The 21,972-nt window shown below is 65.8% G+C and carries 21 protein-coding genes; 14 read left to right on the top strand and 7 right to left on the bottom strand.

The window, feature by feature from the left end:
- Positions 1–371 precede the first annotated feature (371 nt).
- From ACN0T5_RS03490 to ACN0T5_RS03475, 4 genes are all read left to right on the top strand, one after another.
- On the top strand, positions 372–1,316 hold the full coding sequence (locus tag ACN0T5_RS03490; RefSeq protein ID WP_417767224.1) for a DMT family transporter: 945 nt from the start codon (positions 372–374) through the stop codon (positions 1,314–1,316).
- Between the two features lie 85 nt (positions 1,317–1,401).
- Complete coding sequence (locus tag ACN0T5_RS03485; RefSeq protein WP_417767223.1) at positions 1,402–2,529, top strand: LacI family DNA-binding transcriptional regulator; 1,128 nt, start codon at positions 1,402–1,404, stop codon at positions 2,527–2,529.
- Between the two features lie 48 nt (positions 2,530–2,577).
- Entirely contained in the window at positions 2,578–3,543 is a 966-nt protein-coding gene (locus tag ACN0T5_RS03480) for a 2-hydroxyacid dehydrogenase (protein WP_417767222.1), read from the top strand.
- Positions 3,544–3,769: 226 nt separating this feature from the next.
- The gene (locus ACN0T5_RS03475; RefSeq protein WP_417767221.1) at positions 3,770–4,210 is read left to right on the top strand and encodes a hypothetical protein; all 441 of its coding nucleotides are present in this window, start codon (positions 3,770–3,772) and stop codon (positions 4,208–4,210) included.
- Between the two features lie 18 nt (positions 4,211–4,228).
- Here ACN0T5_RS03475 and ACN0T5_RS03470 read toward each other — a convergent pair whose 3' ends face one another.
- Entirely contained in the window at positions 4,229–5,407 is a 1,179-nt protein-coding gene (locus ACN0T5_RS03470) for a pyridoxal phosphate-dependent aminotransferase (protein ID WP_417767220.1), read from the bottom strand.
- A gap of 152 nt (positions 5,408–5,559) precedes the next feature.
- Between ACN0T5_RS03470 and ACN0T5_RS03465 the strand changes: the two genes are divergently transcribed.
- From ACN0T5_RS03465 to ACN0T5_RS03445, 5 genes are all read left to right on the top strand, one after another.
- On the top strand, positions 5,560–6,015 hold the full coding sequence (locus ACN0T5_RS03465; RefSeq protein ID WP_417767219.1) for a methylated-DNA--[protein]-cysteine S-methyltransferase: 456 nt from the start codon (positions 5,560–5,562) through the stop codon (positions 6,013–6,015).
- A gap of 156 nt (positions 6,016–6,171) precedes the next feature.
- Complete coding sequence (locus tag ACN0T5_RS03460; protein ID WP_417767218.1) at positions 6,172–7,245, top strand: CobW family GTP-binding protein; 1,074 nt, start codon at positions 6,172–6,174, stop codon at positions 7,243–7,245.
- Between the two features lie 5 nt (positions 7,246–7,250).
- On the top strand, positions 7,251–8,237 hold the full coding sequence (locus ACN0T5_RS03455; protein WP_417767217.1) for a WD40 repeat domain-containing protein: 987 nt from the start codon (positions 7,251–7,253) through the stop codon (positions 8,235–8,237).
- A 16-nt stretch (positions 8,238–8,253) separates the two neighbouring features.
- Positions 8,254–8,748 carry a DUF2937 family protein gene (locus ACN0T5_RS03450; RefSeq protein ID WP_417767216.1) on the top strand — a complete coding sequence of 165 codons (495 nt, stop codon included), beginning with the start codon at positions 8,254–8,256 and terminating at the stop codon, positions 8,746–8,748.
- A gap of 22 nt (positions 8,749–8,770) precedes the next feature.
- Positions 8,771–9,679, top strand: a complete 909-nt coding sequence (locus ACN0T5_RS03445) for a LysR family transcriptional regulator (RefSeq protein ID WP_417767215.1) — start codon at positions 8,771–8,773, stop codon at positions 9,677–9,679.
- 4 nt (positions 9,680–9,683) lie between these two features.
- Here the strand turns inward: ACN0T5_RS03445 and ACN0T5_RS03440 are convergent, their stop codons facing one another.
- Positions 9,684–10,760 (bottom strand): Leu/Phe/Val dehydrogenase, encoded by a 1,077-nt coding sequence (locus ACN0T5_RS03440; protein ID WP_417767214.1) that lies wholly within the window; start codon positions 10,758–10,760, stop codon positions 9,684–9,686.
- 313 nt (positions 10,761–11,073) lie between these two features.
- Between ACN0T5_RS03440 and ACN0T5_RS03435 the strand changes: the two genes are divergently transcribed.
- Both ACN0T5_RS03435 and ACN0T5_RS03430 read left to right on the top strand, forming a co-directional pair.
- Positions 11,074–11,724: a DUF1007 family protein gene (locus ACN0T5_RS03435; protein WP_417767213.1), complete on the top strand. Its 651-nt coding sequence runs from the start codon at positions 11,074–11,076 to the stop codon at positions 11,722–11,724.
- Complete coding sequence (locus ACN0T5_RS03430; RefSeq protein WP_417767212.1) at positions 11,721–12,893, top strand: nickel/cobalt transporter; 1,173 nt, start codon at positions 11,721–11,723, stop codon at positions 12,891–12,893. The genes ACN0T5_RS03435 and ACN0T5_RS03430 overlap by 4 nt, the downstream gene beginning before the upstream one ends.
- Positions 12,894–12,954: 61 nt before the next feature.
- On the opposite strand, the gene ACN0T5_RS03425 is transcribed toward ACN0T5_RS03430, so the two are convergent.
- The 5 genes from ACN0T5_RS03425 to ACN0T5_RS03405 all read right to left on the bottom strand — a co-directional run bounded on the left by ACN0T5_RS03425 (position 12,955) and on the right by ACN0T5_RS03405 (position 16,644).
- The gene (locus ACN0T5_RS03425) at positions 12,955–13,887 is read right to left on the bottom strand and encodes a DMT family transporter (protein WP_417767211.1); all 933 of its coding nucleotides are present in this window, start codon (positions 13,885–13,887) and stop codon (positions 12,955–12,957) included.
- A 228-nt stretch (positions 13,888–14,115) separates the two neighbouring features.
- Entirely contained in the window at positions 14,116–14,472 is a 357-nt protein-coding gene (locus ACN0T5_RS03420) for a nitrile hydratase accessory protein (RefSeq protein ID WP_417767273.1), read from the bottom strand.
- Positions 14,473–14,530: 58 nt separating this feature from the next.
- Positions 14,531–15,190, bottom strand: a complete 660-nt coding sequence (gene nthB, locus ACN0T5_RS03415; protein ID WP_417767210.1) for a nitrile hydratase subunit beta — start codon at positions 15,188–15,190, stop codon at positions 14,531–14,533.
- Positions 15,187–15,843 (bottom strand): nitrile hydratase subunit alpha, encoded by a 657-nt coding sequence (nthA, locus tag ACN0T5_RS03410; RefSeq protein WP_417767209.1) that lies wholly within the window; start codon positions 15,841–15,843, stop codon positions 15,187–15,189. The genes nthB and nthA overlap by 4 nt, the downstream gene beginning before the upstream one ends.
- 27 nt (positions 15,844–15,870) lie before the next feature.
- The gene (locus ACN0T5_RS03405; protein ID WP_417767208.1) at positions 15,871–16,644 is read right to left on the bottom strand and encodes a gamma-glutamyl-gamma-aminobutyrate hydrolase family protein; all 774 of its coding nucleotides are present in this window, start codon (positions 16,642–16,644) and stop codon (positions 15,871–15,873) included.
- A 201-nt stretch (positions 16,645–16,845) separates the two neighbouring features.
- Between ACN0T5_RS03405 and ACN0T5_RS03400 the strand changes: the two genes are divergently transcribed.
- The 3 genes from ACN0T5_RS03400 (at position 16,846) to ACN0T5_RS03390 (ending at position 21,861) form a co-directional block, all read left to right on the top strand.
- Complete coding sequence (locus ACN0T5_RS03400; protein ID WP_417767207.1) at positions 16,846–17,946, top strand: TRAP transporter substrate-binding protein; 1,101 nt, start codon at positions 16,846–16,848, stop codon at positions 17,944–17,946.
- A gap of 90 nt (positions 17,947–18,036) precedes the next feature.
- Complete coding sequence (locus ACN0T5_RS03395; protein ID WP_417767206.1) at positions 18,037–19,074, top strand: TRAP transporter small permease subunit; 1,038 nt, start codon at positions 18,037–18,039, stop codon at positions 19,072–19,074.
- Between the two features lie 123 nt (positions 19,075–19,197).
- Positions 19,198–21,861, top strand: a complete 2,664-nt coding sequence (locus ACN0T5_RS03390; RefSeq protein ID WP_417767205.1) for a TRAP transporter large permease subunit — start codon at positions 19,198–19,200, stop codon at positions 21,859–21,861.
- The last annotated feature ends 111 nt before the right edge of the window (positions 21,862–21,972 follow it).

The following is a 21,972-nucleotide window of genomic DNA, read 5'->3' as shown; positions in this document are numbered from 1 at the left end:
GGCGCGAAACAGTCCGGCAACCAGTCCGCCGCGAACGTCCTTCACCATTCATCCGCCACAGATGGCAAGCTGCCGGGCTCGTGGTCCGGCCGAAGAAGATACGCCCGATCACCCGGGCGACCTTCTCAGCCAGGCTCGTTCCGCGCGGGGGCTATCCTTCGGAGAGTCGACCGCGGGACAGTGTTTCCTTGCGTCGGCGGTATGTCCGGGTTGAGCCTGGCGCATAGCGGCCCTGCGTTTCCGCATCGTGACAAATCGCGACTTTCGCCCGACTATTCTATATGTAGGACAAATGCTCGGCCGGAGGTCGGGATGCAACCGGGTGTGTCGACCAGACAGCGTCCGCCGGATGACGAATGGGGTAGACACCGTTGAGTTCCACGCAGCAGGCGGGCACGGCCCGCAAAGGCCTTATCCCCGAACGCTTCGTCGGTATTGCCCTCATTTCCTTTGCGTTCCTGTGCTTTTCCGGACTTGATACGACGGCCAAATATCTCGGCCAGTCGCTGCCGGCGGAGCAGATCGTGTGGATGCGCTTTGTCACGCATGTGGTCTATGCGGTGTTGCTGTTTCGCCTCTGGCGCATGCCCCATGTGCTGAAAAGCCGGCGCTGGGGCCTGCAGGTCTTCCGGGCGCTCTGCCTGCTCGGTTCCACTGTCTTCAACTTCTTCGCCGTCCGCCACATGCAACTGGCGGAAACCGTGTCGATCATGTTCGCCGCACCCTTCGTGGTGACGGCGCTGGCCGGACCGCTGCTCAACGAATGGGCCGGGCTGAGACGCTGGATGGCGATCATCGTCGGTTTCATCGGCGTTCTCGTGGTCACGCGGCCCGGGCTTGGCGAGATGCACTGGGCGGCGATCCTGTCGGTCTGCTCGATGCTGAGCTACGCGCTCTACGCGCTGACGACGCGCATGCTGACCCAGACCGAATCGCCGATCGGCATGCTGCTGATCTCCGCCGCCGTCGCGGCGACCGCAATCACGCCGTTCGGCATCTCCGCCTGGGTTCCGCCGGCGGATGCATGGACCTGGATCCTGCTGCTGTCGACCGGAGCCTGGGGCGGCATCGGTCATTTCGCGCTGATCAGGGCACATGTCCTGGCGCCGGCACCTGTGCTGGCGCCCTTCATGTACACACAGATCATCTGGATGGCGGGGCTCGGCTATCTCGTCTTCAACGACGTGCCGGGCGTCTTCACGCTTATCGGCGCCTCGATCGTCGTCGGGTCGGGCCTCTACATTCTCTATCGGGAACGCAAGATATCGCGCGGCGAGGCGGCGGCGGATGCCGCGGGCGGCAGCGTGGGCAGCTAGGGGTCCGGGTGGACGCCGCGCGGGCCCTTGCGCGGCCGCTTCGCATCGGGGATCTTTCCAACAGCCCAATATCGGGATGCATGTCTTGAGTGAAACACCACCTACGAGCGGCGATGCAAGGGATCCGAAGGATCGCGACCACAGCGGTCCGTCCGGGCATGCGGGACGTTCCGCGCATCGCATCGGTCCGCGCCGGATCACGCTCGGCGACATGGCGGCGGAACTCAACGTATCGACGGCAACAGTCTCGCTGGCGCTACGCAACTCGCCACTGGTGGCGACCGAGACACGCGAGCGGATCAAGGCGCATGCAAGAGGCGTCGGCTACATCTACAACCGGTCCGCAGCAGCGCTCAGGACAGCCCGCTCGAACATGGTGGGCGTTGCGGTCCACGATATTCTCAACCCGTATTTCGCCGAGGTGTTTCGCGCGCTGGAGGATGAACTCGGCCGGGAGGAACAGGTCGTCCTGATCTGCAATCACCGGGACGATGTCACGCGGCAACGCGGTTTCATCGACAGCCTGCTGCAGCATCGGATCGACGGCCTCGTCCTGTGTGCCTCGATCAATACCCGGCCCGAAGAAATCAACGAGCTTGTCTCGACCGGGATTCCGGTGACGCTTATCTGCCGGGACGTGGAGGAGGCGCGGGCTCCGGTGGTCCGCGGGGACGATGTTGCCGGGGGAAGAATGCTGACCGGGCATTTCATCGAGCGGGGCCATGAGCGGATCGCGATGATCGGCGGGCGCCGTCGCAGTTCCGCAGGCCGCGACCGAAATCTGGGCTGGCGACAGGCGCTGACCGAGGCCGGGATCGACCCCGAGGCGCAGATCGACATTCCTGAACTGATGACCCAGGCCGACGGTCGTGACGTGGTGCCGGGCCTGCTGACCAACCGCTCCGGGCCGACCGCCATCTTCGGCTTCAACGACCTGATCGCCCAGGGGCTGGTGTCCGGGTTGCGGCGTGCCGGGGTCGAACCGGGTGCGGGCATGGCGATCGGTGGCTATGATGACACGGATGGCGCGGTCGGCGGATCTCCGGCACTGACTTCGGTGTGGAACAGTCCGGACCAGATCGGGCGCGAGGCGGCCGGGCTGATCCTGCGGCAGATCGGCGGCGAAGCGGTCGGCGACGAACGCCGCCTGATCACGCCGCGCCTCAACATTCGCGAGAGCTCTCCGCCACCGGGCGGGCAATCAACGGGCTGAAACGCCTGCTTTCTTCCTCCAACAGCTGTCACATTCAGGGAGACGTTCATGGCCTTGGCCGAAATCCTCATGCTCGGACGCATGCTGCCGATCGTCGAGACCAGTCTTGATGCGTACTTCACCGTTCACAAGGTCGCCGCCGCCGACGTGGCATCTCTGGACCCGGCGCTTTGCGCCAGGGTGCGTGCCGTGGCGGGCGGTGCGCATGTTCCGGTCAATGCGGAGCTCATCGACAGGTTGCCGGCGCTCGAGATCGTCGCCAATTTCGGCGTTGGCTACGATTCCGTCGACGCGCGTTACTGTGCCGGGAAGGGTGTCTGCGTGACCAACACGCCGGATGTGCTGACCGAGGAGGTCGCCGATACCGCGCTCGGACTGCTGCTGATGACGGCCCGCGAGTTCGGTGCCGCCGAACGCTACCTGCGTGCCGGGCGCTGGACCGATGGCCCCTACCCGCTGACACGGGCCACCTTGCGCGGCCGCAAGCTCGGCATCCTCGGACTTGGCCGGATCGGCAAGGCGATCGCAGCGCGCGCCGAGGCGTTCGGGCTGGAAATCCATTACCACGGCCGGTCGCGCCAGCAGGGCGTCGCCTACACCTATCACGACAGTCTGGAAGGGCTGGCGCGGGCCTGCGATACGTTGATGGTCGTGGCGCCGGGCGGCGCGGAGACGCGCGGCATCGTCAATGCACGTATCCTTGAGGCGCTGGGCCCGGACGGCATCGTGATCAATGTCGGGCGCGGTACGGTGATCGACGAAGCGGCGCTGATCGCGGCGCTGCAGGAGGGGACGATCCTGTCCGCCGGTCTCGACGTGTTCGAGGACGAGCCCCGCGTGCCCCAGGCCCTGATCGACATGGACCGGGTGACCCTTTTGCCGCATGTCGGGTCGGCCTCGCGTCACACCCGCGACGGGATGGGGCGGCTCGTTGTCGACAACCTGCTGTCCTGGTTCCGGGAGGGGAAGCCGCTGACACCGGTTGCCGAAACGCCGTTCGTCAAGCGCGGTTAAACAAGTTTAACGAAGCGTTAATGCATTCGTGTCATTCTGCAAGAGTTGCAGGAAAGGCGATGCGCATGGTCCGGTTGCAACCGTTCGTCCGTGCGCCCTTTCCCGCAGCGATCGCAGGATGGCGGGTGGCAGGCTGCCTGACCCCGCGATCCGCCTGATGACGCGCGACGAGATGCCGGCCGCCAAGACCCCGGCCGGCTCCCGCGCAAGCAGCGGAGCCTCAATCATGGGCCGTTCTCTCAGCCGCCTTGGCGCTCTTGTCAGTGCCGCGCTTTTTTCCCTGGTCTTCTTCGGGACGGGACTGGTCGGCGCGGAGACGGTGGAGCATCGGCTCGCCGGGCCCTGGCGCCTCTCGGACGAGGTGTCCGGCGCCAGTTGCGCGCTTTATCTGCATGCAGAGCAGGCGAAAGGCACCACGCCGACGGGGTTCTTCCGTGCCGAGGTGACGTCCTGCGGCGCGGGCCTTGCCTCCGGCATGGCGTCGCTGGCCTGGCGCATCCTGCCGCAGGGCGGCATGGAGCTGGTCGCCTCCGACGGGGCCCTGATCGCCGCCTTCGACGTTGGCGAGCGCGAAGGACTGTCCTCCACCGCGCCCGCCGGCGCTTTCCTTGTCCTGCTGCCGCAGGCACCGGTCGAACTCTCGAGCCTCATTCCCGGTGCTCGCTGATACAGCGTAACCCGGACACTAGCTGCGCGGCTGAGCCAGGAATTCGGCAACGCGCTGCAGCGCGCGCGTGATGTTTTCCGCCGAATTGGCGTAGGACAGGCGGATATACCCCTCGCCCAGAATGCCGAAGTCCGGCCCGCCGATGACGGCGACGCCCGTCTCTTCGAGCAAGGCCGAGGCAAGCGGCTTTGCCTTCCAGCCAGTGCCGGAGATGTTGGGGAAAGCGTAGAAGGCTCCCATGGGCGTGCGTGCGGAAACGCCGGGCAGCGCGTTCAGCCCCTCGACCACCAGCTTTCGGCGCTTGTCGAATTCCACCATCATGGCGGCGACCGCGTCCTGGGGCCCCTCCAGCGCGGCGAGGCCGGCGAACTGTGCCGGCGCATTGACGCAGGACCAGCAGTTGACGGCGAGCTTGCGGGCCTTGTCCACGAGTTGGTCCGGCCAGACAGCATAGCCCATGCGCCAGCCGGTCATGGCATAGGTCTTCGACCAGCCATCGAGCAGGATCAACCGGTCGCGGACTGCCTCGAACTCCAGCAGCGAGCAATGCACGGCGCCGTCATAGGTCATCTGCCCGTAGATCTCGTCGGACAGGATGGCGATGCCGGGATGTGCCTCCAAACCGGCGACCAGCTTCTCGATCTCGGCGCGCGGGGTGACGCCGCCCGTCGGGTTGGCGGGCGAGTTCAGGATGACGAGGCGCGTGCGCGGCGTCAGCAGCGACAGGGTTTCCTCGGCCGAAAAGGCGAAATCATTCTCCTCGCGGATCGGTACGGGCACCGGCGTTGCGCCGGTGAACTCGATCATCGAGCGGTAGATCGGAAAGCCCGGGTCCGGATAGAGGATCTCGGCGCCCGGTTCGCCGAACATCAGGATCGCCATGAACATGGTGACCTTGCCTCCGGGCACAACCACCACGTTGTCCGGATTGACCGATACTCCAAGGCGCCGGTCGATGTCCGCCGCGACGCCCTCGCGCAAGGGCAGGATGCCGGTTGCCGGCGTGTAGCCGTGATGCCCGTCCCGCAGCGCCTTCACGGCCGCCTCGACCACATGGTCAGGCGTGCGGAAATCGGGCTGCCCGATGCCCAGATTGATGATATCGCGTCCCTGTGCGGCGAGCGCGGTGGCGCGGGCGAGGACGGCGAAGGCGTTTTCCTCACCTATCCTGTTGAAGCCCTCGATGGTTTTCAGCAATGGTTCCTCCCGGTTTCATTAGCGCTGTTTCCGCAACGGTCGACAGATTCCGCGCTGCGCGTCGCCGTTGTTTTATCCGTACGGACAGGATTGCGAAAGCCGCCCGCCCTGCCGTGTGACGCTCCGCTGCCGGGGCACCTGGAGGAGAACTGATGGCCGCCATGCATATCGAGACGCCGGTCGGCACGCTTGAGGTCGAGGAGCGAGAGGGGGCGATCGTGCGGCTCACCTGGGGCCGGGCGCGAGAGGAGAGCCCGACGCCGCTGCTGGAGGAGGCGCTTCGCCAGATCGAGGCCTATTTCGAGGGGGACTTGCGCGAGTTCGACCTGCCGCTGGCGCCGGCGGGAAACGCGTTCCAGCAATCGGTCCATCGCGAGATGCTGGCAATTCCCTATGGCAGCACGCGCAGCTATGGCGAGATTGCCGAGCGGCTGTCGACCTACGGCCAGCCCGTGGGCCAGGCCTGTGGCGCCAATCCGATACCGCTGATCATTCCTTGCCACAGGGTCCTTTCGGCAACCGGCCTCGGCGGCTATTCGGGCGCCGGCGGTCTCGATACGAAGATCGCGTTGCTCAAGCACGAGGGCGGCTTTCCGTTCCTGTTGTGACGTTGGCAGCGACCGCCCGGAGCGCAGCTTTTGCCAAGAACGTGAAATTTCGGTAGTCCCAAGGCAACGACACCCCATATCCTCCGGCAAAGGCCGCCCCGCATCCTGGCGATGCGCCGCCGGCCCGCGCGGACGCGAACCCAGGCAAGACCCACCATGACCCTCTCCCAGGACAGCAAGATCCCCGTCACCGTGCTGACCGGCTATCTCGGCGCCGGCAAGACGACCCTTCTCAACCGGATCCTCAGCGAGAATCACGGCACCCGCTACGCGGTGATCGTCAACGAGTTCGGCGAGATCGGCATCGACAACGACCTGCTCGTGGAATCCGACGAGGAAATCTTCGAGATGAACAACGGCTGCATCTGCTGCACCGTGCGCGGCGACCTCATCCGCACGGTGGAGAACCTGATGAAGCGGAAAGGTTCGTTCGACGCGATCGTCGTCGAGACAACCGGCGTCGCCGACCCCGCGCCGGTGGCGCAGACCTTCTTCATGGACGAGGACGTGCGGGCCAAGGCCAAGCTCGATGCCGTTGTCGCGGTGGTCGATTGCCGGCATGTGCTCGCCCGGCTCGCCGACACCTCGGAGGCGGAAGACCAGATCGCCTTCGCCGACGTGATCCTGCTCAACAAGACCGATCTCGTCACGGCGGACGAACTGAAGGCCGTGGAAACACGCATCCAGGCGATCAACCCCTACGCGGTGCTGCAGAGGAGCGAGCGGTGTGCCGTGCCGCTCGACAGCGTCCTCAACCGGGGTGCCTTCGATCTCGACCGGATCCTGTCGCTCGATCCGCATTTCCTCGAGGACGCCGGGCACAGCCACGAATGCGGCCCCGATTGCGATCACGACCATCACCATCACCATCACGATCATGACCACGGCCATGACCACCATCACGGGCATGACCACCACCATCACGACGAGGCGACGCATTCGGTGAAGAGCGTGTCGATGACGGCCGGCGAGCTCGACCCGCAGGTGTTCTTCCGCTGGATCGGCGACATGACCCAGACGCAGGGTCCCAACATCCTCCGCCTCAAGGGCATCATGGCCTTCCGGGACGATCCGCAGCGTTATGTGGTGCAGGGCGTGCACATGATCGTCGAGGGCGACCACCAGCGCGACTGGAAAGAGGGCGAGGCACGTGTCAGCCGGCTGGTGGTGATCGGCCGCGAGCTCGACTTCGATGCCATCCAGACGGCCTTCAAGGCCTGCGAGGCCTGACGGCGATGGTCAGTGTCGCTCCTCTCGATCCCGGCGGATATGTCGTCGCGGCCACGTTCCTGCGCGAGCAGCCTGTCTTTGCCGTTGGCGAGGGCCTTGTCGTCATGCTCTCCGATACGGGCGAGCGCCGCCTCACCCTGCACGAGGGCGGTCTCCTTGCCGCCTGCCGGACGCTGGAGGGCGATGCGCTCATCACCGGCGGGGATGACGGCACCGTGCGACGGATGTCGGCGGAGGGTGCCGTTGAAACGCTGGCGGAACTGCCGCGCAAATGGATCGACCTGCTTGCCGCCGGGCCGCAGGGCAGCGTCGCCTTCGGTGCCGGCCGCATCGCGCAGGTGCGGCTTGCCTCCGGCGAGATCCGCGATTTCTCGCAGGACCGTGCCGTTGGCGGCCTGGCCTTCGCGCCGAAGGGCCTGCGGCTGGCGGTTGCCCGCTATGACGGCGCCACGTTGCAGTTCGTCAATGCCACCGCCGAGGCGCAGGAGCTCGCCTGGAAAGGCGCGCACAAGGACGTCGTGTTCTCGCCGGACGGCAAGTATCTGGTGACGTGCATGCAGGAAAACGCGCTGCATGGCTGGCGCCTCGCCGACGGGCAGGACATGCGCATGACCGGCTATCCGGGCAAGGTGAAATCGGTGAGCTGGTCGGCGAAGGGACGCTACCTGGCGACGTCGGGCGCCAACGCCGCGATCCTCTGGCCATTTTTCGGCAAGACCGGGCCGATGGGCCAGCAGCCGCTGCAGCTCGGCGCGCGCTCGGACCAACTTGTCACCCGTGTCGCCTGCCATCCGGAGGAGGAGGTGGTCGCCATCGGTTACCAGGACGGCATGGTGCTGGCGGTTCGCTTTTCCGACAATCGGGAAGTGCTGTTGCGACGGCCTGGCGAGGGAGAGGTCAGCGCGCTCGCGTGGGACGGGGCCGGGCTCCGCCTCGCGTTCGGGACAAGCGCGGGCGAGGCCGGGGTCATCTCCCTCGACGGGTCCGCGTGACAGGAAGGCTCGCCCCATGATCGCACGCACGCTCGCGCTGGCGCTTGCCCTGATCGGGGGTGTGACCACCTCGCAGCTGCCTGAGTTCGCGCAGCAGTATCGGCAGCGGCTCGGGGGTGCGATCGATGCGCTGACCCAGGTGGTCGGCGATTTCCGCGAGGATGCGGCACGCCAGGGGCTGAGCATGCGGGAGGCGATCGACCGGCTGTCGCGGACCAGCGACGATTTCGTCGCCACCCAGGGCGCACGCGTCGCACGCTCGGTCGAACGGCTCGATGCGTTGGAACGTCAGCGCGATGCCTTGCGCGAGGCGGGCCCCTTCCAGCGCCTCACGGTGTTCCTGCGCGATCTCGATCCGCAACTGGCGCAGGCGACATTCGAGGATTTCGAGCCGGCGGTTCCGGCAACGGCGGAAGGCGCGGTCGCTGCCGGCGGCGGTTTCCTGGGCCTGTTGCTGACATTCGGCCTGATTGGACGGGTCGTCCGGCGGATGCGGCGCAGACCCGGCTGAGCCGGGCGGGAGAGGGCGAATCATGGATACACTCAGCCGGATGCGCTGTTTTCTCAAGGTGGTCGATGCCGGGGGCTTTTCGGCAGCGGCGCGCGAGCTTGGCCGGTCCAAGGCGCTCGTTTCGAAATATGTGGGCGAGCTGGAGGATGAGCTCGGTGCCCGGTTGCTCAACCGGACGACACGGCAGATCTCGATGACCGAGGTTGGTCATGCCTTCTACAAGGAGGCGAGCGACATCCTCACCCGCATCGACGACCTGAAGGCGTCGATCCAGAACACCCACCAGCAGGCGCGCGGCACCTTGCGCGTTTCCGCGCCGCGTTCGATGGGCGACGATTTTCTCAATCCGGCGATCATGGCGTTTCTCGTCGCCGAGCCGGAGATCTCCATCGACCTCAGGCTGGAAGACCGGTTCGTCGATCTGGTGGAGGAGGGGTTCGACGCGGCGATCCGGGTGACGGAACTGACAGATTCCAGCCTGATCGCGCGCAAGCTGGCGCCGTTCCGCGGTGTGGTGTGTGCCTCGCCCGCGGCAATCGCCCGCTTCGGCCGTCCCGTGCATCCGCAGGACCTTGCCGACCTGCCCTGCATCATCGACAACAACTACCGCTTCCGGAACAACTGGCAGTTCCAGATCGAAGGGACCCGGATCAGCGTGCCCGTGAAGGGCAGGGTGGAAGTGAACAGCGCCCAGGCAGCGCGCGTCGCTGCTCTGGAAGGACTTGGTTTCCTGCGCACCCCTTACGCTTTCGTGCATAATGAAATCGTCGAAGGCAGGCTGGAGCCGATGCTTTCCGAGTTCGACCCCGACGGGCAGGCGATCTATGTCGTCTATCCGCATCGGCGCCATCTTTCGGGGAAAGTGCGCACTTTCGTCGATTTTCTTGGCGAGTGGTTCGCCGACAAGCGCCGCCGGGGCGAGGTCTGCTGAGCACTCAGGCGGCCGCGAGACGTTCCTCGGCGATGCGGTCGGCGATGTCCTGTGTCGGCAGTCCGCGCTGTCCGGCCCTTTCGTAGATGCGCATGAGCGTTTTGCCGATGGCCGCCACCTTCTCGCGCACCAGCCGGTCGTCGCCGCCCGGCGTGGCGAGTGCGATCGAGATCACGCCGCCGGCATTGATGGCGTAGTCCGGGGCATGGAGGATGCCGCGTGCGCGCAGCATCTCGCCGTGGCGTTCCTCGGCGAGCTGGTTGTTGGCCGCGCCCGCGACGATGGCGGCACGGATTTCGGGAATGGTCGCATCGTTGAGCCCCGCACCCAGCGCGCAGGGCGCGAAGACGTCGGCCTCGGCCGCGTGGGCGCGGTCCGCTTCGACAACGGTTGCCTCGAGTTCGCCGACCGCCCGCTCCAGCGTCGGCGAGTGCAGGTCTGCCACGATCAGGCGCGCACCGGCGGCACGCAGCTGCCGGGCGAGGTCCATGCCGACATGGCCCAGACCCTGAACGCAGACGGTGCGGCCCCGGAGATCTTCGGAACCGAAGCGGTGGCGCAGCGAGGCCTTGATGCCGACGAATACTCCGAGCGCGGTGTAAGGCGACGGGTCGCCGAGGCCGGTGGCCGGAGTGCCGCGCACATGATCGGTCTCCTGCCCGACGATTTCCATGTCCGACGCGCTGATGCCGACATCCTCGGCGGTGATATAGGTGCCGCCGAGGCGCCGGACCTGACGGCCGAAGGCGGACAGAAGCGCGGGCGATTTGTCCTTGCGGGCATCGGCGATGATCACCGCCTTGCCGCCGCCGAGATCGAGCCCGGCCAGGGCGTTCTTGTAGGTCATGCCGCGCGACAGGCGCAGCGCGTCTGTCAGCGCCTCCGCCCCGTTCGCATAGGCCCACATGCGGCAGCCGCCGAGCGCCGGTCCAAGGCGGGTGTCGTGGACCGCGATGATGGTACGCAGTCCGCTTGCCGCGTCAAAACCATGCACGACCTGTTCATGGTCGCGGAATTCAGGATGCGTGAACACGTCCGCCTCCACGGGTTTCAGGTCTCGGTTCGTTACCGGGGCATTCATGAGACTCTCCTCGAACAACGGACGGGGCGGTCATGCAGCTGTTCGCGCCAAGACAGCACAGCGAGGCCCGCACTCCCGTTCGCAAGATGATCCGCGTTTGGAAAATATACGTCGAGCAGAGTGGAATTTCGGTTCTTTCTGCCCGCATATTGGGCTTTCTGATCAAATTTTCATCTCTCGAATGCGGGAAGGCTGAAGGATTTTTCCCTCGTTCCGGGTTCTGCATTTGGCGGTTCCCGACCTGCCTTGCTGTCGCCGCGAAGACCGCTGATAAATAGCGAATCTTCATCGATTTCCTGGAGTGGTCTGCCGAATGTGGAAGCCTAGCGCTCTTGCGACGATCCTGGCGGTGTTCTCCGCCGGCACGGCCGCCGCGCATCCTCATGTTTTCGTCGAATCGCGGGCGGAAGTCGTGTTTGACGCCGGCGGGCGTTTGTCCTCCGTGCGCCATGTCTGGCGCTTCGACGAGGCCTTCACCGCCTTCGCCGTGCAGGGGCTCGACGAGAATGGCGATGGTCAGCTGTCGCGCGAGGAGCTGCAGCCGCTGGCGCAGATCAATGTCGAGTCGCTCGCCGAGTATGATTTCTTCACCTATCTCCAGCTTGGCGACAGCGATGTCTCGTTCGGGGAACCGCAGGAATACTGGCTCGATTTCTACGGTGGCCGGCTGACGCTGTTCTACACGTTGCCTGTCGCCGAACCTCGGATTGTCGACGGGGCAACCGTGAAACTGGATGTCTACGACCCGGGTTATTTCGTGGCTTTCGAGATGACCCGCGACACCCCCTTTGCGATGGTCGACGCTCCGCAGGCCTGCAAGCTGACCTTTACGCCGCCGCCCGAGCTGGATGCTTCCATGGCCGAAACCCTGGCGCAGATCCCGCAGACCGAGCGTCAGCTGTCGCCGGACCTCATGCAGGTGACCGAGACACTTTCCAATTCGGCGACGATCGGATGCAAATGACGGACCCTCGCAACGCCGCGCCCGGGATTGCAGGGCGCCGGTTTGCCCTTTCGCTGGCCGGCGGCGCCGTTCTGGCCATCATCCTGTCGACAGCCGCCGCGCATGCCGCCCCCTCGCCATTCGGGGTCGGCCTGCCGGAACAGTCGCTGCCCTCAGGCGGCATCCTCTCCGGCTTCTTTGCCTGGGTGTCGGCGCAGCAGACAGCCTTCTACGGCGCTCTGACCTCGGCACTGAAGCAGATGAAGGCCGATGGAAGCGCGGGCTGGTGGCTGATGGGGCTCTCGTTCCTCTACGGCGTCTTCCATGCGGCCGGTCCCGGCCACGGCAAGGCGGTGATCTCGTCCTATGTGCTGGCGAATGGCGAGACGCTCCGGCGCGGGATCGTGATCTCCTTCGCCTCCGCCCTTGCGCAGGCGGTGACCGCGGTCCTCGTGATCGGGCTGGCCTCCATCGTCCTGCGGATGACGTCCATCGCGATCACGGAGACCACACGCTGGCTCGAAGTCGGGTCCTATGCCGCGGTGACCGGGCTTGGCGTCTATCTGGTCTGGCGCAAGATCGCGCGACCGATGCTCACGCCGCGAAAGGTGGTGGCGCTTGGCGCACAGGCGGTTGTCGCCTGTGATCATGAGGACCATCACGGGCACGCGCATGACCGGACGCACGGGCATCGTCACGAGACTCGTCATGCGCACGCTCATGACCACGCGCATACTCACGAGCACGAGCACGGACATGGTCATGATCACGGCCATGCGCATGATCATGACCACTCGGAAAGCCAGGTCTGCGCCAGCTGTGGCCATGTCCACGCGCCGCCGCCGCAGATGCTCGCCGGCGATTTTTCCCTGTCGCGCGCATGGACGGTGATCCTCGCGGTCGGGCTGCGTCCCTGCACCGGCGCGCTGGTCGTGCTGGTGTTCGCGATCTCGCAGGAACTGGCCTGGGCCGGGGTCGCGGCGACCTTCGCCATGGCGGTGGGAACCGGCCTGACCGTGTCCGTTCTCGCGACCATGGCGGTGCTGGCCAAGGATGCGGCCATGCGCACCGTCGGCGGCCGGGGCGCCGCCCGGCTTCATGCGGCGATTGAAGGATTTGGCGCGCTTGTCGTGCTGGCGCTCGGTTCGACGCTGCTGGTCGCGGCGCTTGGCTGGGGCGGGGCTGTCTGATCCCTTGCCTGCCGGCGCCTTTCAGTGAATTCCGCAGTTGGACAGAGGGCGGCGGCCTGCCTCAGGCGCCGCCCTGCAGCGGCTGGCTGAGCGTTCTGGTCTTGCGGGCCGCCACCTGCTCCCGGTGGATCACATAGAGCCCCGATCCGATCGTCAGCGCGATGCCGAGCGATGCGGTCGCATCCGGCAGGTCCTGGAAGATCAGCCAGCCGATGAAGGTGGCGAAGGGGATCTCCAGATACTGCATCGGAGCGAGGGTCGCGGCGGGCGCCAGTCGCAGCGACCAGGTCATCAGCAGATGCGCGAAGGTTCCCAGGAAACCGACGGCGGCAAGCAGCAGGATCTCGTCGCGGTCGGGCGCAATCAGATCAAGCCCGGGGAAGTCGCCGACGGCGTTGCCCAGCAGAAAGGCGACGGCGAGAATCACGGTGGCGATAATGCCGCTCACGGCCTGAAGGCTGATCGGATCCGCCGCCTTGGCAACGCTCCGGGTGACCAGCATGAAGAGGGCGAAAGCAATGGCGACGCCGAGCGGCAACAGGGCAGGTGCGCCGACGGCGGCATAGTTCGGCTGGATCACGAGCAATGCGCCGGCGAAGCCGACGACGCAGGCCATCAGCCGGTAGGGGCCGACCTGCTCGCCGAGGACGAAACGACCGAGCAGCAGCATCAGGAAGGGCATCACGAAGGCGATCGCGATCGCATCGGCAAGCGGCAGGTAGCGCAGGGACGCGAACATCGCGCCGATGCCCAGGATATGCAGCACGGTGCGCAGGATGGTGAGATGCAGCACCCGCGCCGGCAGGCGCAGGCTCCCTCCGCCCAGCAGCACCAGCGGCGTCAGCAGCGCCGCCTGCATTACGAAGCGCACGAGCAGGAGCTGCCCGAGCGGCAAGGTTTCTCCCAGGATCTTGGCGATGGCATCGCCCAGGGGGGCGAGCACGCAAAATCCGGTCATCAAGAGCATGCCGCGCAGCGGCCGGTCGGTGATCATGGGGCACAGTAGGTCGGCGCGGCTTTTTTGGGAAGCGCACAGGTTGTATCGAGGTTGCATCGCACATGGCGTCATGGCGCTGCTTCCCTGCATTTCCGTCGATCGTGACGCAACCTGCATGATTTGACAATGTATTTAATTGCAGGTGACTCCGACGGCCATTCGGCCAGGAAAGGCCGTCTGATCCGGCAGGCGGGTCAGGATCGTCCGATTGCGCTGAAGGCTGTGTCAGGCCGGGCGAACGGGCGCGTCGTCACGACCGAGTTCGATCGGCTCCCCGTGCGGGGTGGCCGCGGCGGCGCGGTGCCATGCTTCGCGGCGTTCGGCGAGACCTTCCGTGGTGGCGACAGCGCGGGTCACGACAATGGCCTCCAGTGCCGCCAGCCAATGACGATAGTAGCTGTCGCCGCAATCGGGGTCTCCGTCAGCCTGGGCATCGCGAATAGCCGTTGAGAGGGCCTGCGCCCATTCCGGCCAGGTGAACAGGCCGCTCGCATGAAGCTCGACCGCCATGGCGAAGGCCCTTGCCTCCCAGGGTTCACGGAAGACCGGTTCGTCCCCGTTGCGCGGCAGGTCGGAAAACAGCTCCGCCGGGGGCGCGGCGTCCGTTCGCGGCCTGCCGGAGGACGCGCGAGAGGGGGTGTCAGGCAAGGTCAAGATAGGGTTCCCAGAGATCGATGCGGACAGTCAGTGCCGGGTCGCAGTCGTCGCCCCATAGTTCACGCGCCTCGAACGCGACGCCGTAAAGCCAGGCCGGCTGCTCGCCGTCTCCGGACGCGCTGGTGTCGGGAAAGACATGGGCGCCATGTATGACCTCGATGATCCCGGCATGACCCCGGCAATAACGGGGGATGCGCGTGTGGCCGTCGGGATGCATGTTGCGGGCGCGCACCCGGTCGCCGGTCCGGAAACGGGCGGGGACGGTTCTCTCCCGTTCCGTCGGGCCGCCGCGTGTCAGTGTCGCGCCGACCTCCGCGGCCGCGAGCACGCGCTTGGGCGGACGCCCTGCCGCGAGGCTGCGCCCCGCCGCGATCTCCTCGGGCGAGACCAGCCCGCGCTCGTCGAGCAGGCGCTCCAGTCCGGCCAGCCAGATCTGGTAGTAGCTGGAGGACAGATACAGCGCCGGGTTCATGCTCTCGCGGGCGAACCGGGCCATGTCGATGGTCCATTCGCCGCTCGCCCCCATGGCCAGCGTGAGGGCGAAGGCGCGCCTCTCCCATTCCTCGTGAAAGACCGGCTTGACCGGCTCCGGCACCACCGGGCCGAAGCCCATCATGCCGCCAAGGTCCTGGGCGCCGTTCATGCTCCGGCCTCTTCCAGCATTTCCGGCGAAAGGGCAAGGCCCGTGCCGATCATGCTGTCGCGGGTCACGAGGCGTGCAAGGTCGGCTTCGCTCCAGCCTTGCGTTCCCTCAGGCCGCATGGGAATGACGAGGTAGCGGATCTCCGCGGTTGAATCCCACACGCGGATGCCGGTTTTCTCGGGCAGGGTGACGCCGAAATCGGCAAGCACGCCGCGCGGATCGCGCACAGCCTTGGCCCGGTAGGGAGCCGACTTGTACCAGACCGGCGGCAATCCGAGGACCGGCCACGGGTAACAGGAACACAGCGTGCAGACGACCATGTTGTGCTGCTGCGGCGTGTTCTCGACCGCGACCATGTGCTCGCCCTGCCGACCGATGTAGCCGAGAGAGTGGATCGCCGCCGTTGCGTCGCGGCGCAGCCAGTCGAGAAATCCGGGTTCGCACCAGGCCTTGGCAACCACATGCGCCCCGTTGTGCGGGCCGACGCGGGTCTCATAGGTCTCGATCAGGATGTCGAGAGCCTTCGGATCCACATGACCCTTCTCGACCAGAACGGATTCGAGCGCCCGCACACGGGCTTCCGTGTCCGAGAGTTCCGAGCCGTGCCCATGATCGTGGTGCCCGTGATCGTGATGTGTGTGGTTGCCGGACATCGGGGTCGGCTCCTGTTCGTGACGGGATTACTCTGCCGCCTGGCGACCGCCCTGTCGCCGTTGGATGGCGCCGCGCAGGGCCTCGCCAAAGGCCGCAAAGAGACGGGATGAGGCCGCATCGCTGCCGACCCAGTATTCGGGATGCCACTGGGTGGCGAGGGCGAAGCCGGAGGCGGCCTCGACGGACACCGCCTCGATGGTTCCGTCATCGGCGCGGGCCTCCACGGCAAGTCCCGGCGCGAGCCGGCCGATGGCCTGGCGGTGCAGCGAGTTCACCTCGATGGCGGCATCGCCCAGCACCGCGGCAAGCCGACCTCCGGGAACCACCTCGACATGGTGTGCGAGGGCGAAGCGGGCGTCCTGGTCGTCGGCAACAGGTGCACGGTGGTCACGGCGCCCTTCCAGTTCCTGCACTTCGCTGACCAGCGTTCCGCCGAGGGCGACATTCACCTCCTGCAGGCCGCGACAAATGGCGAAGAGCGGCATGTCGCGCTCGATCACACGGCGAATCAGGGGCAGGGTCGTCGCGTCGCGGCGGCTGTCATAGGGGCCGTCCTTGTCGAGGGCGATGCCGCCGTAAAGGGTCGGGTTGACGTTTGACCGCGATCCCGTCAGAAGCACGCCGTCGACCCGGTCGAGCACGGCATCCAGTTCGATCGCCGGTCCGAGCGAGGGCAGCAGCAGCGGGATGGCGCCCGATCCCTGGACCAGGGCGTCGAGATAAACCGCGACCGCAGCGTGCCAATCAAAGCCGTCCAGTGACTTAACGTCGGTACTCACGAGAACGACGGGTGCGGACATGTACACTCCTGATTTTTCGGGATCGTGTCGGCGATGAGTGGTTAAAAAATTTTTCCACTTGCAAGCGCTTGCTCTTGTCTCGCGCCGCGACATGGGCTTTATATCATAAACATGGCGTCCTTCAGCAAGAAGGCGCTTTAGAGGCCGGGAAGTGAAAAACGTTCCCGGCAGATGTTTGTCTTTCTCTGTGGGAGGAGAAGTATGGATCGCCGTTCATTTTTGAAAAACGCCGGACTTGGCGCGGGTGCAGCCGCTGCTGCCACGACGCTCGCCGCACCGGCCATCGCGCAGGCGACGAAGGACATGGTGATCGTGTCCACATGGCCGCGCGACATGCCGGGTCTCGGTATCCCCGCGCAGCGTCTTGCGGCTCGAATCGGCGAGCTGACCGAAGGTCGCATCAATGTCCAGTATTTCGCCGCAGGCGAGCGCGTCGGTGCGTTCGACTCCTTCGACGAAGTCGCCTCGGGCAATGCGCAGGCCTATATCGGCGCCGACTACTACTGGAAGGGCAAGCACCCGGCCTGGGCGTATTTCACGTCCGTGCCGTTCGGCCTGACCTATGCCGAGATGGATGCCTGGATCCAGTATCGCGGCGGCCAGGAGCTGTGGGACGAGCTTGCTGACGGCTACGGCCTCCAGAACTTTGCCGCCGGCAATACCGGTGTGCAGATGGGCGGCTGGTTCAACAAGGAAATCGAGACCGCTGACGACCTCAAGGGTCTGAAGATGCGTATTCCGGGTCTTGGCGGCGACGTCATGGCAAAGCTCGGTGCCTCGCCGGTTTCGCTTCCCGGTGGCCAGATCTACGAGAACCTGGTTTCCGGCGCCATCGACGCGACCGAGTGGGTCGGCCCGTTCAACGACTACTTCATGAAGTTCTACGAAGCCGCGAAGTACTACTACTATCCGGGCATGCACGAGCCGGGCTCGATGCTGGCTCTGGGTTGCAACAAGTCGTGGCTGACCTCGCTCTCGAAGGGTGACCAGGCGATCATCGCTGCCGCCTGCGCCGAAGAGAACGGCAAGACGATGGCCGAGACCAACGCCAACAACGGCGTCTATCTCGACAAGCTGATCAAGGAGCACGGCGTCGAGCTCCGCAAGTTCTCGGACGAGGTCTATGACGGCTTCGGCGAGGCGTCGGAAGCCGTGTTCGAGGAGACGATCCAGCACAGCGATCTTGCGGCCCGTACGCATGAGAGCTTTGCCAATGCCCGCTCCGAGGTCGGCCGCTGGATGCTGCTGGCCGATACCGGGTATACCCAGCAGCGCAACCGCGTGCTTGGCATTACGATCTGACGATCCACTGCGGCTGAGGAATGCGGGGCGGGGTCCATGACCCCGTCCCGCATTCGTGTGCCGCGTGGCGATGCGAAAGGCTAATCCGACATGTCGTCCATCGACGGGGTTTCGGAGCAGGCGTCTGCCATGTCAGGCACGGCGACCGGGTCCGACACGGGTGCACTGGCGGTCCGCCTCTTCGGCTGGATCATGCTGGCCGCGACAGCGGCATTCGTTCTCAACAACTACCTTACCTACTGGCTGGACCTTCCCGGCGTCGCGCCGCTGTTCGGCGGCACCGCGAATGGCAGCGCCGATCCGGCGATGTCTGTCGTCCAGCTTGGTATCTATGCCCTGCTCGTCGCGCTTGCCGGCGGGCATGCCCTGCGCCAGCGGGGCAGGCCGCTGCGCACTGACAGTCGCCGGATCGCAGCGATCAACGGCTTCGTCATCCGCGCGGCCTTCTTCGCCGTGCTGAGCGTCGGGCTCACGGATGCGGTCATCTCCTTCCTGCGGGTGGAAGGGCTTCTCGACAGCCTTGTCGGCAGTCCGCTTGCGACAGAGCTCGGGCGTTCCCGGTTCCGCGGTCCCTATGTCCACATGCCGCTGATCGGACTGTCCATCATCCTTGCCGCCTTTACCCGGACGCTGGGGTTCATCTGGCTGGCATTGCTCGTCGTCGCCGCCGAGCTGCTGATCGTGCTCGGGCGTTTCATCTTCTCCTACGAACAGGCCTTCATGGCCGACCTCGTGCGCTTCTGGTACGCCGCGCTGTTCCTGTTCGCCTCCGCCTATACGCTGTGGGAGGAGGGGCATGTGCGCGTCGACGTCTTCTACGCGGCGTTCTCGACCCGCACGAAGGGATACGTGAACTCCGTCGGAGCCGTGTTCCTGGGCATGTCGCTGTGCTGGACCATTCTCATCATCGGCATGGGCAGCAAGCAGGCGATCATCAACGCACCGATGCTGGCCTACGAGACCACGCAGGCAGGCTTCGGCCTCTACGTGAAGTATCTGATGGCCGGCTTCCTCGGCGTGTTCGCCGTCTCGATGCTGATCCAGTTCGTCGCCTACCTGTTCGATGCCGTCGCCGACATTCGCGGCGAGCCGGGGGCGCGCAACACATCGTCCGGCGCAGCGCACTAGCGCGCCGGACCGCCAGAAACAAGGGAACGTCCGGGTTGACGTCCCCGAAAAAATGAACCCGGGTCCGGGCCGAATGCGCGAAGATGCAAGGCTCGGGATCCCATCGCCGACGGGTCTCGGACAATGGAACTGTTCTTTCTCCTTCTCCTGATCGCGCTCATGGCCGGCGCGTTGGGCTCGGGCTATCCGGTCGCGTTCGCGCTTCCCGGCTCGGCGATCCTGACGATCGGCATCGCGGCGCTGTCGGGCTACCTGTTCGCGGGCAGCACCGACGCCTTCTTCTCCCATGGCGGCCCGTCGCAGTGGCTGAGCGCCGGTGTCACCAATTTCCGCGGCGTTTACTGGGAGGCGGAGCGCGACACGCTGATCGCCATCCCGCTCTTCGTGTTCATGGGCATCATGCTGCAGCGCTCGAAGATCGCCGAGGACCTTCTCGTGACGATGGCGCAGCTGTTCGGCCCGATCCCGGGCGGGCTGGGAATTTCGGTCGTCTTTGTCGGCGCGCTTCTGGCCGCGACGACGGGCATTGTCGGCGCCACGGTGGTGGCGATGGGCCTGATCTCGCTGCCGGCGATGCTGCGCAGCAACTACTCGCCGTCGCTGGCGACCGGCACGATCGCCGCCTCCGGCACGCTCGGGCAGATCATCCCGCCCTCGATCGTTCTCATCATTCTCGCCGACCAGCTTGCCAGCGCCGTCGACCAGGCCGGATCCCTGCGCCAGGCGCTCTACAAGGAGAGCACCGGCGAGATCACGATGCCGTCGGATTTCGCGGTGACCTCGACCAGCGCCGGCGAGATGTTCCTCGGTGCCTTCCTGCCCGGCCTCGTCCTGGTCGGGCTCTACATGCTCTTCATCATGGGCTTTGCCATCCTCAATCCGAAGTCGGCTCCGGCGGTGCGGATGGAAGGCAAGTTCGACGGTGCGTTCCTGTTCAAGGTGGTCGTCACCCTGGTGCCGCCGCTGGCGCTGATCTTCCTGGTGCTCGGCTCGATCATCGCGGGCGTCGCCACGGTCAACCAGGCCGGTGCGATTGGCGCCATCGGTGCGATGATCATGGCCGGCTACCGGCTGCGCGAAGGCGAGAAGGGGACCTATTCGCCCGCCATCCTGGCGATCCTCGCCCTGCTCGGCCTTGCCGTCCTGCTGTCGTTCTACGACATCAACATCAAGCGCATCCAGACCAGCCAGGATGTGACCGGCGTGGTTCTGGCGCTTATCGCGGTGTCGCTGCTGCTGATCGCGGTTTTCTGGAGCGGCTGGCGCACCTTCAAGATCCAGGACACGCTGCGCGGCGTGATGGTCGAGACGGCAAAGACCTCCTCGCTGGTCTTCATCATCCTGCTCGGCGCGGCGATGCTGACCTCCGCGTTCCGCGCCTTCGGCGGCGAGGAACTGGTCAAGGAGTTCCTGCAGGGACTGCCGGGCGGTTTCTGGATGCAGTTCCTGATCGTCATGCTGGTGATTTTCGTCCTCGGCTTCTTCCTCGACTTCATCGAGATCGCCGTGGTGGTGGTGCCGATCGTGGCGCCGATCCTGCTCGCCGACCCGTCGGCGAATGTCACGGCCGTCTGGCTCGGCGTGATGATCGGCCTCAACATCCAGACGTCGTTCCTGACGCCGCCCTTCGGGTTTGCGCTGTTCTACCTGCGCGGCGTCGCGCCGGCGACGGTCAAGACCATCGCCATGTACAAGGGCGTCATCGCCTTCATCCTGCTGCAGCTTCTGGCGCTGGGGATCGTCGGGTTCTATCCGCAACTGGTGAACTACCTGCCGAACCGCTCGTCGCTCCTGTCGGAGACGGCGCCGCCGCCGCAGAACCCGCGCCTGCAATACTGCCTGGAGAATTATGTCGCCGACGAGTTCGCGAAAAACGGCGAAACCATCCTGGCCGCCGTGAAGCGTGCGAAGGCACTGGATCTGTCCTATCTGCCGGAAGACCTTCGCGAGGACCTGACGGAAAGCTTTGAAAAGGCCGAGGCGAGTATCGGCCTGATGGGCGAAATCACTGCAGCTGAAAAGGCCGTGGCCGGTGCGGCGGGCGACTACAGGCCCTTGCATGTCCTGGTGCGCGGCATCGAGCGGGACATCCGCCGTGTCGATACCGCGATCGCGGATCTTGAGGTCATCGTCAGGCGCTCCGGCGAGGGGCAGATCTACAGCGCGGAACGCGGCGAACGGGCCCTGGCCCGGATCGAGGGACTGAAGGAGGATCGCGCGGTCCTGGCTGCGAAGATTCCGGCCGAGTGGGAGGGGACCCATGCGACCTTCGCCAAGATCCAGACGGCGGAAAACCGGGCGCGCATGACCTACAGGCGCAATGCGGACGATGCCTACGAGCCGGTTGTCGAAGCGGTCAACGTGATCGCATCGACGGATGCGCTGGCCGCGCTGGAGACCGATCTGCGCGGCCTGGAGCAGGAGCTCCAGTCGCTGGAGCCGGCGGCCTTTGTCGACAGGGTGACGGATGTGCGCGCGCTGTTCGGCGACGTGGAAGGGGCAAGCGATATCCGCTCCGGTGTCAATGCGGCCCGCACGGCAATGCGCTCCTCGTCTCCGGACAAGGAGAAGGCGCTTGCCTCGATCCGGGAGGCGATTGCCGAGTTCGAGGCCGCGATAGTCTGGCGTCGCCGCGCGCAGAGCGAGCTGTTGCCGCAACTCAACGCCTATAGCCAGGCGATTTCCGATACGATCGGCCTGCGCGGACAGCCGCGCCTGCCGCGGAAGCAGGCGCTCTACGTCGCGGCCTGCAACGCCTCGCATCGCGATATCTCGCTGAGCTTCTGACCCGGACCCCAGGGCCCGGCTGCCATGACGCGCAACGCCCGGCGGGATCTCCCGGCCGGGCGTTTGCTTGTGGCCCGCGCCCGGGGGACCGCCGTTGCGGCTTCCGCGTGT

Source organism: Stappia sp. (assembly GCF_048261845.1).
Classification (GTDB): Bacteria; Pseudomonadota; Alphaproteobacteria; order Rhizobiales; family Stappiaceae; genus Stappia.
This window is presented reverse-complemented; position numbering and strand designations above follow the sequence as displayed.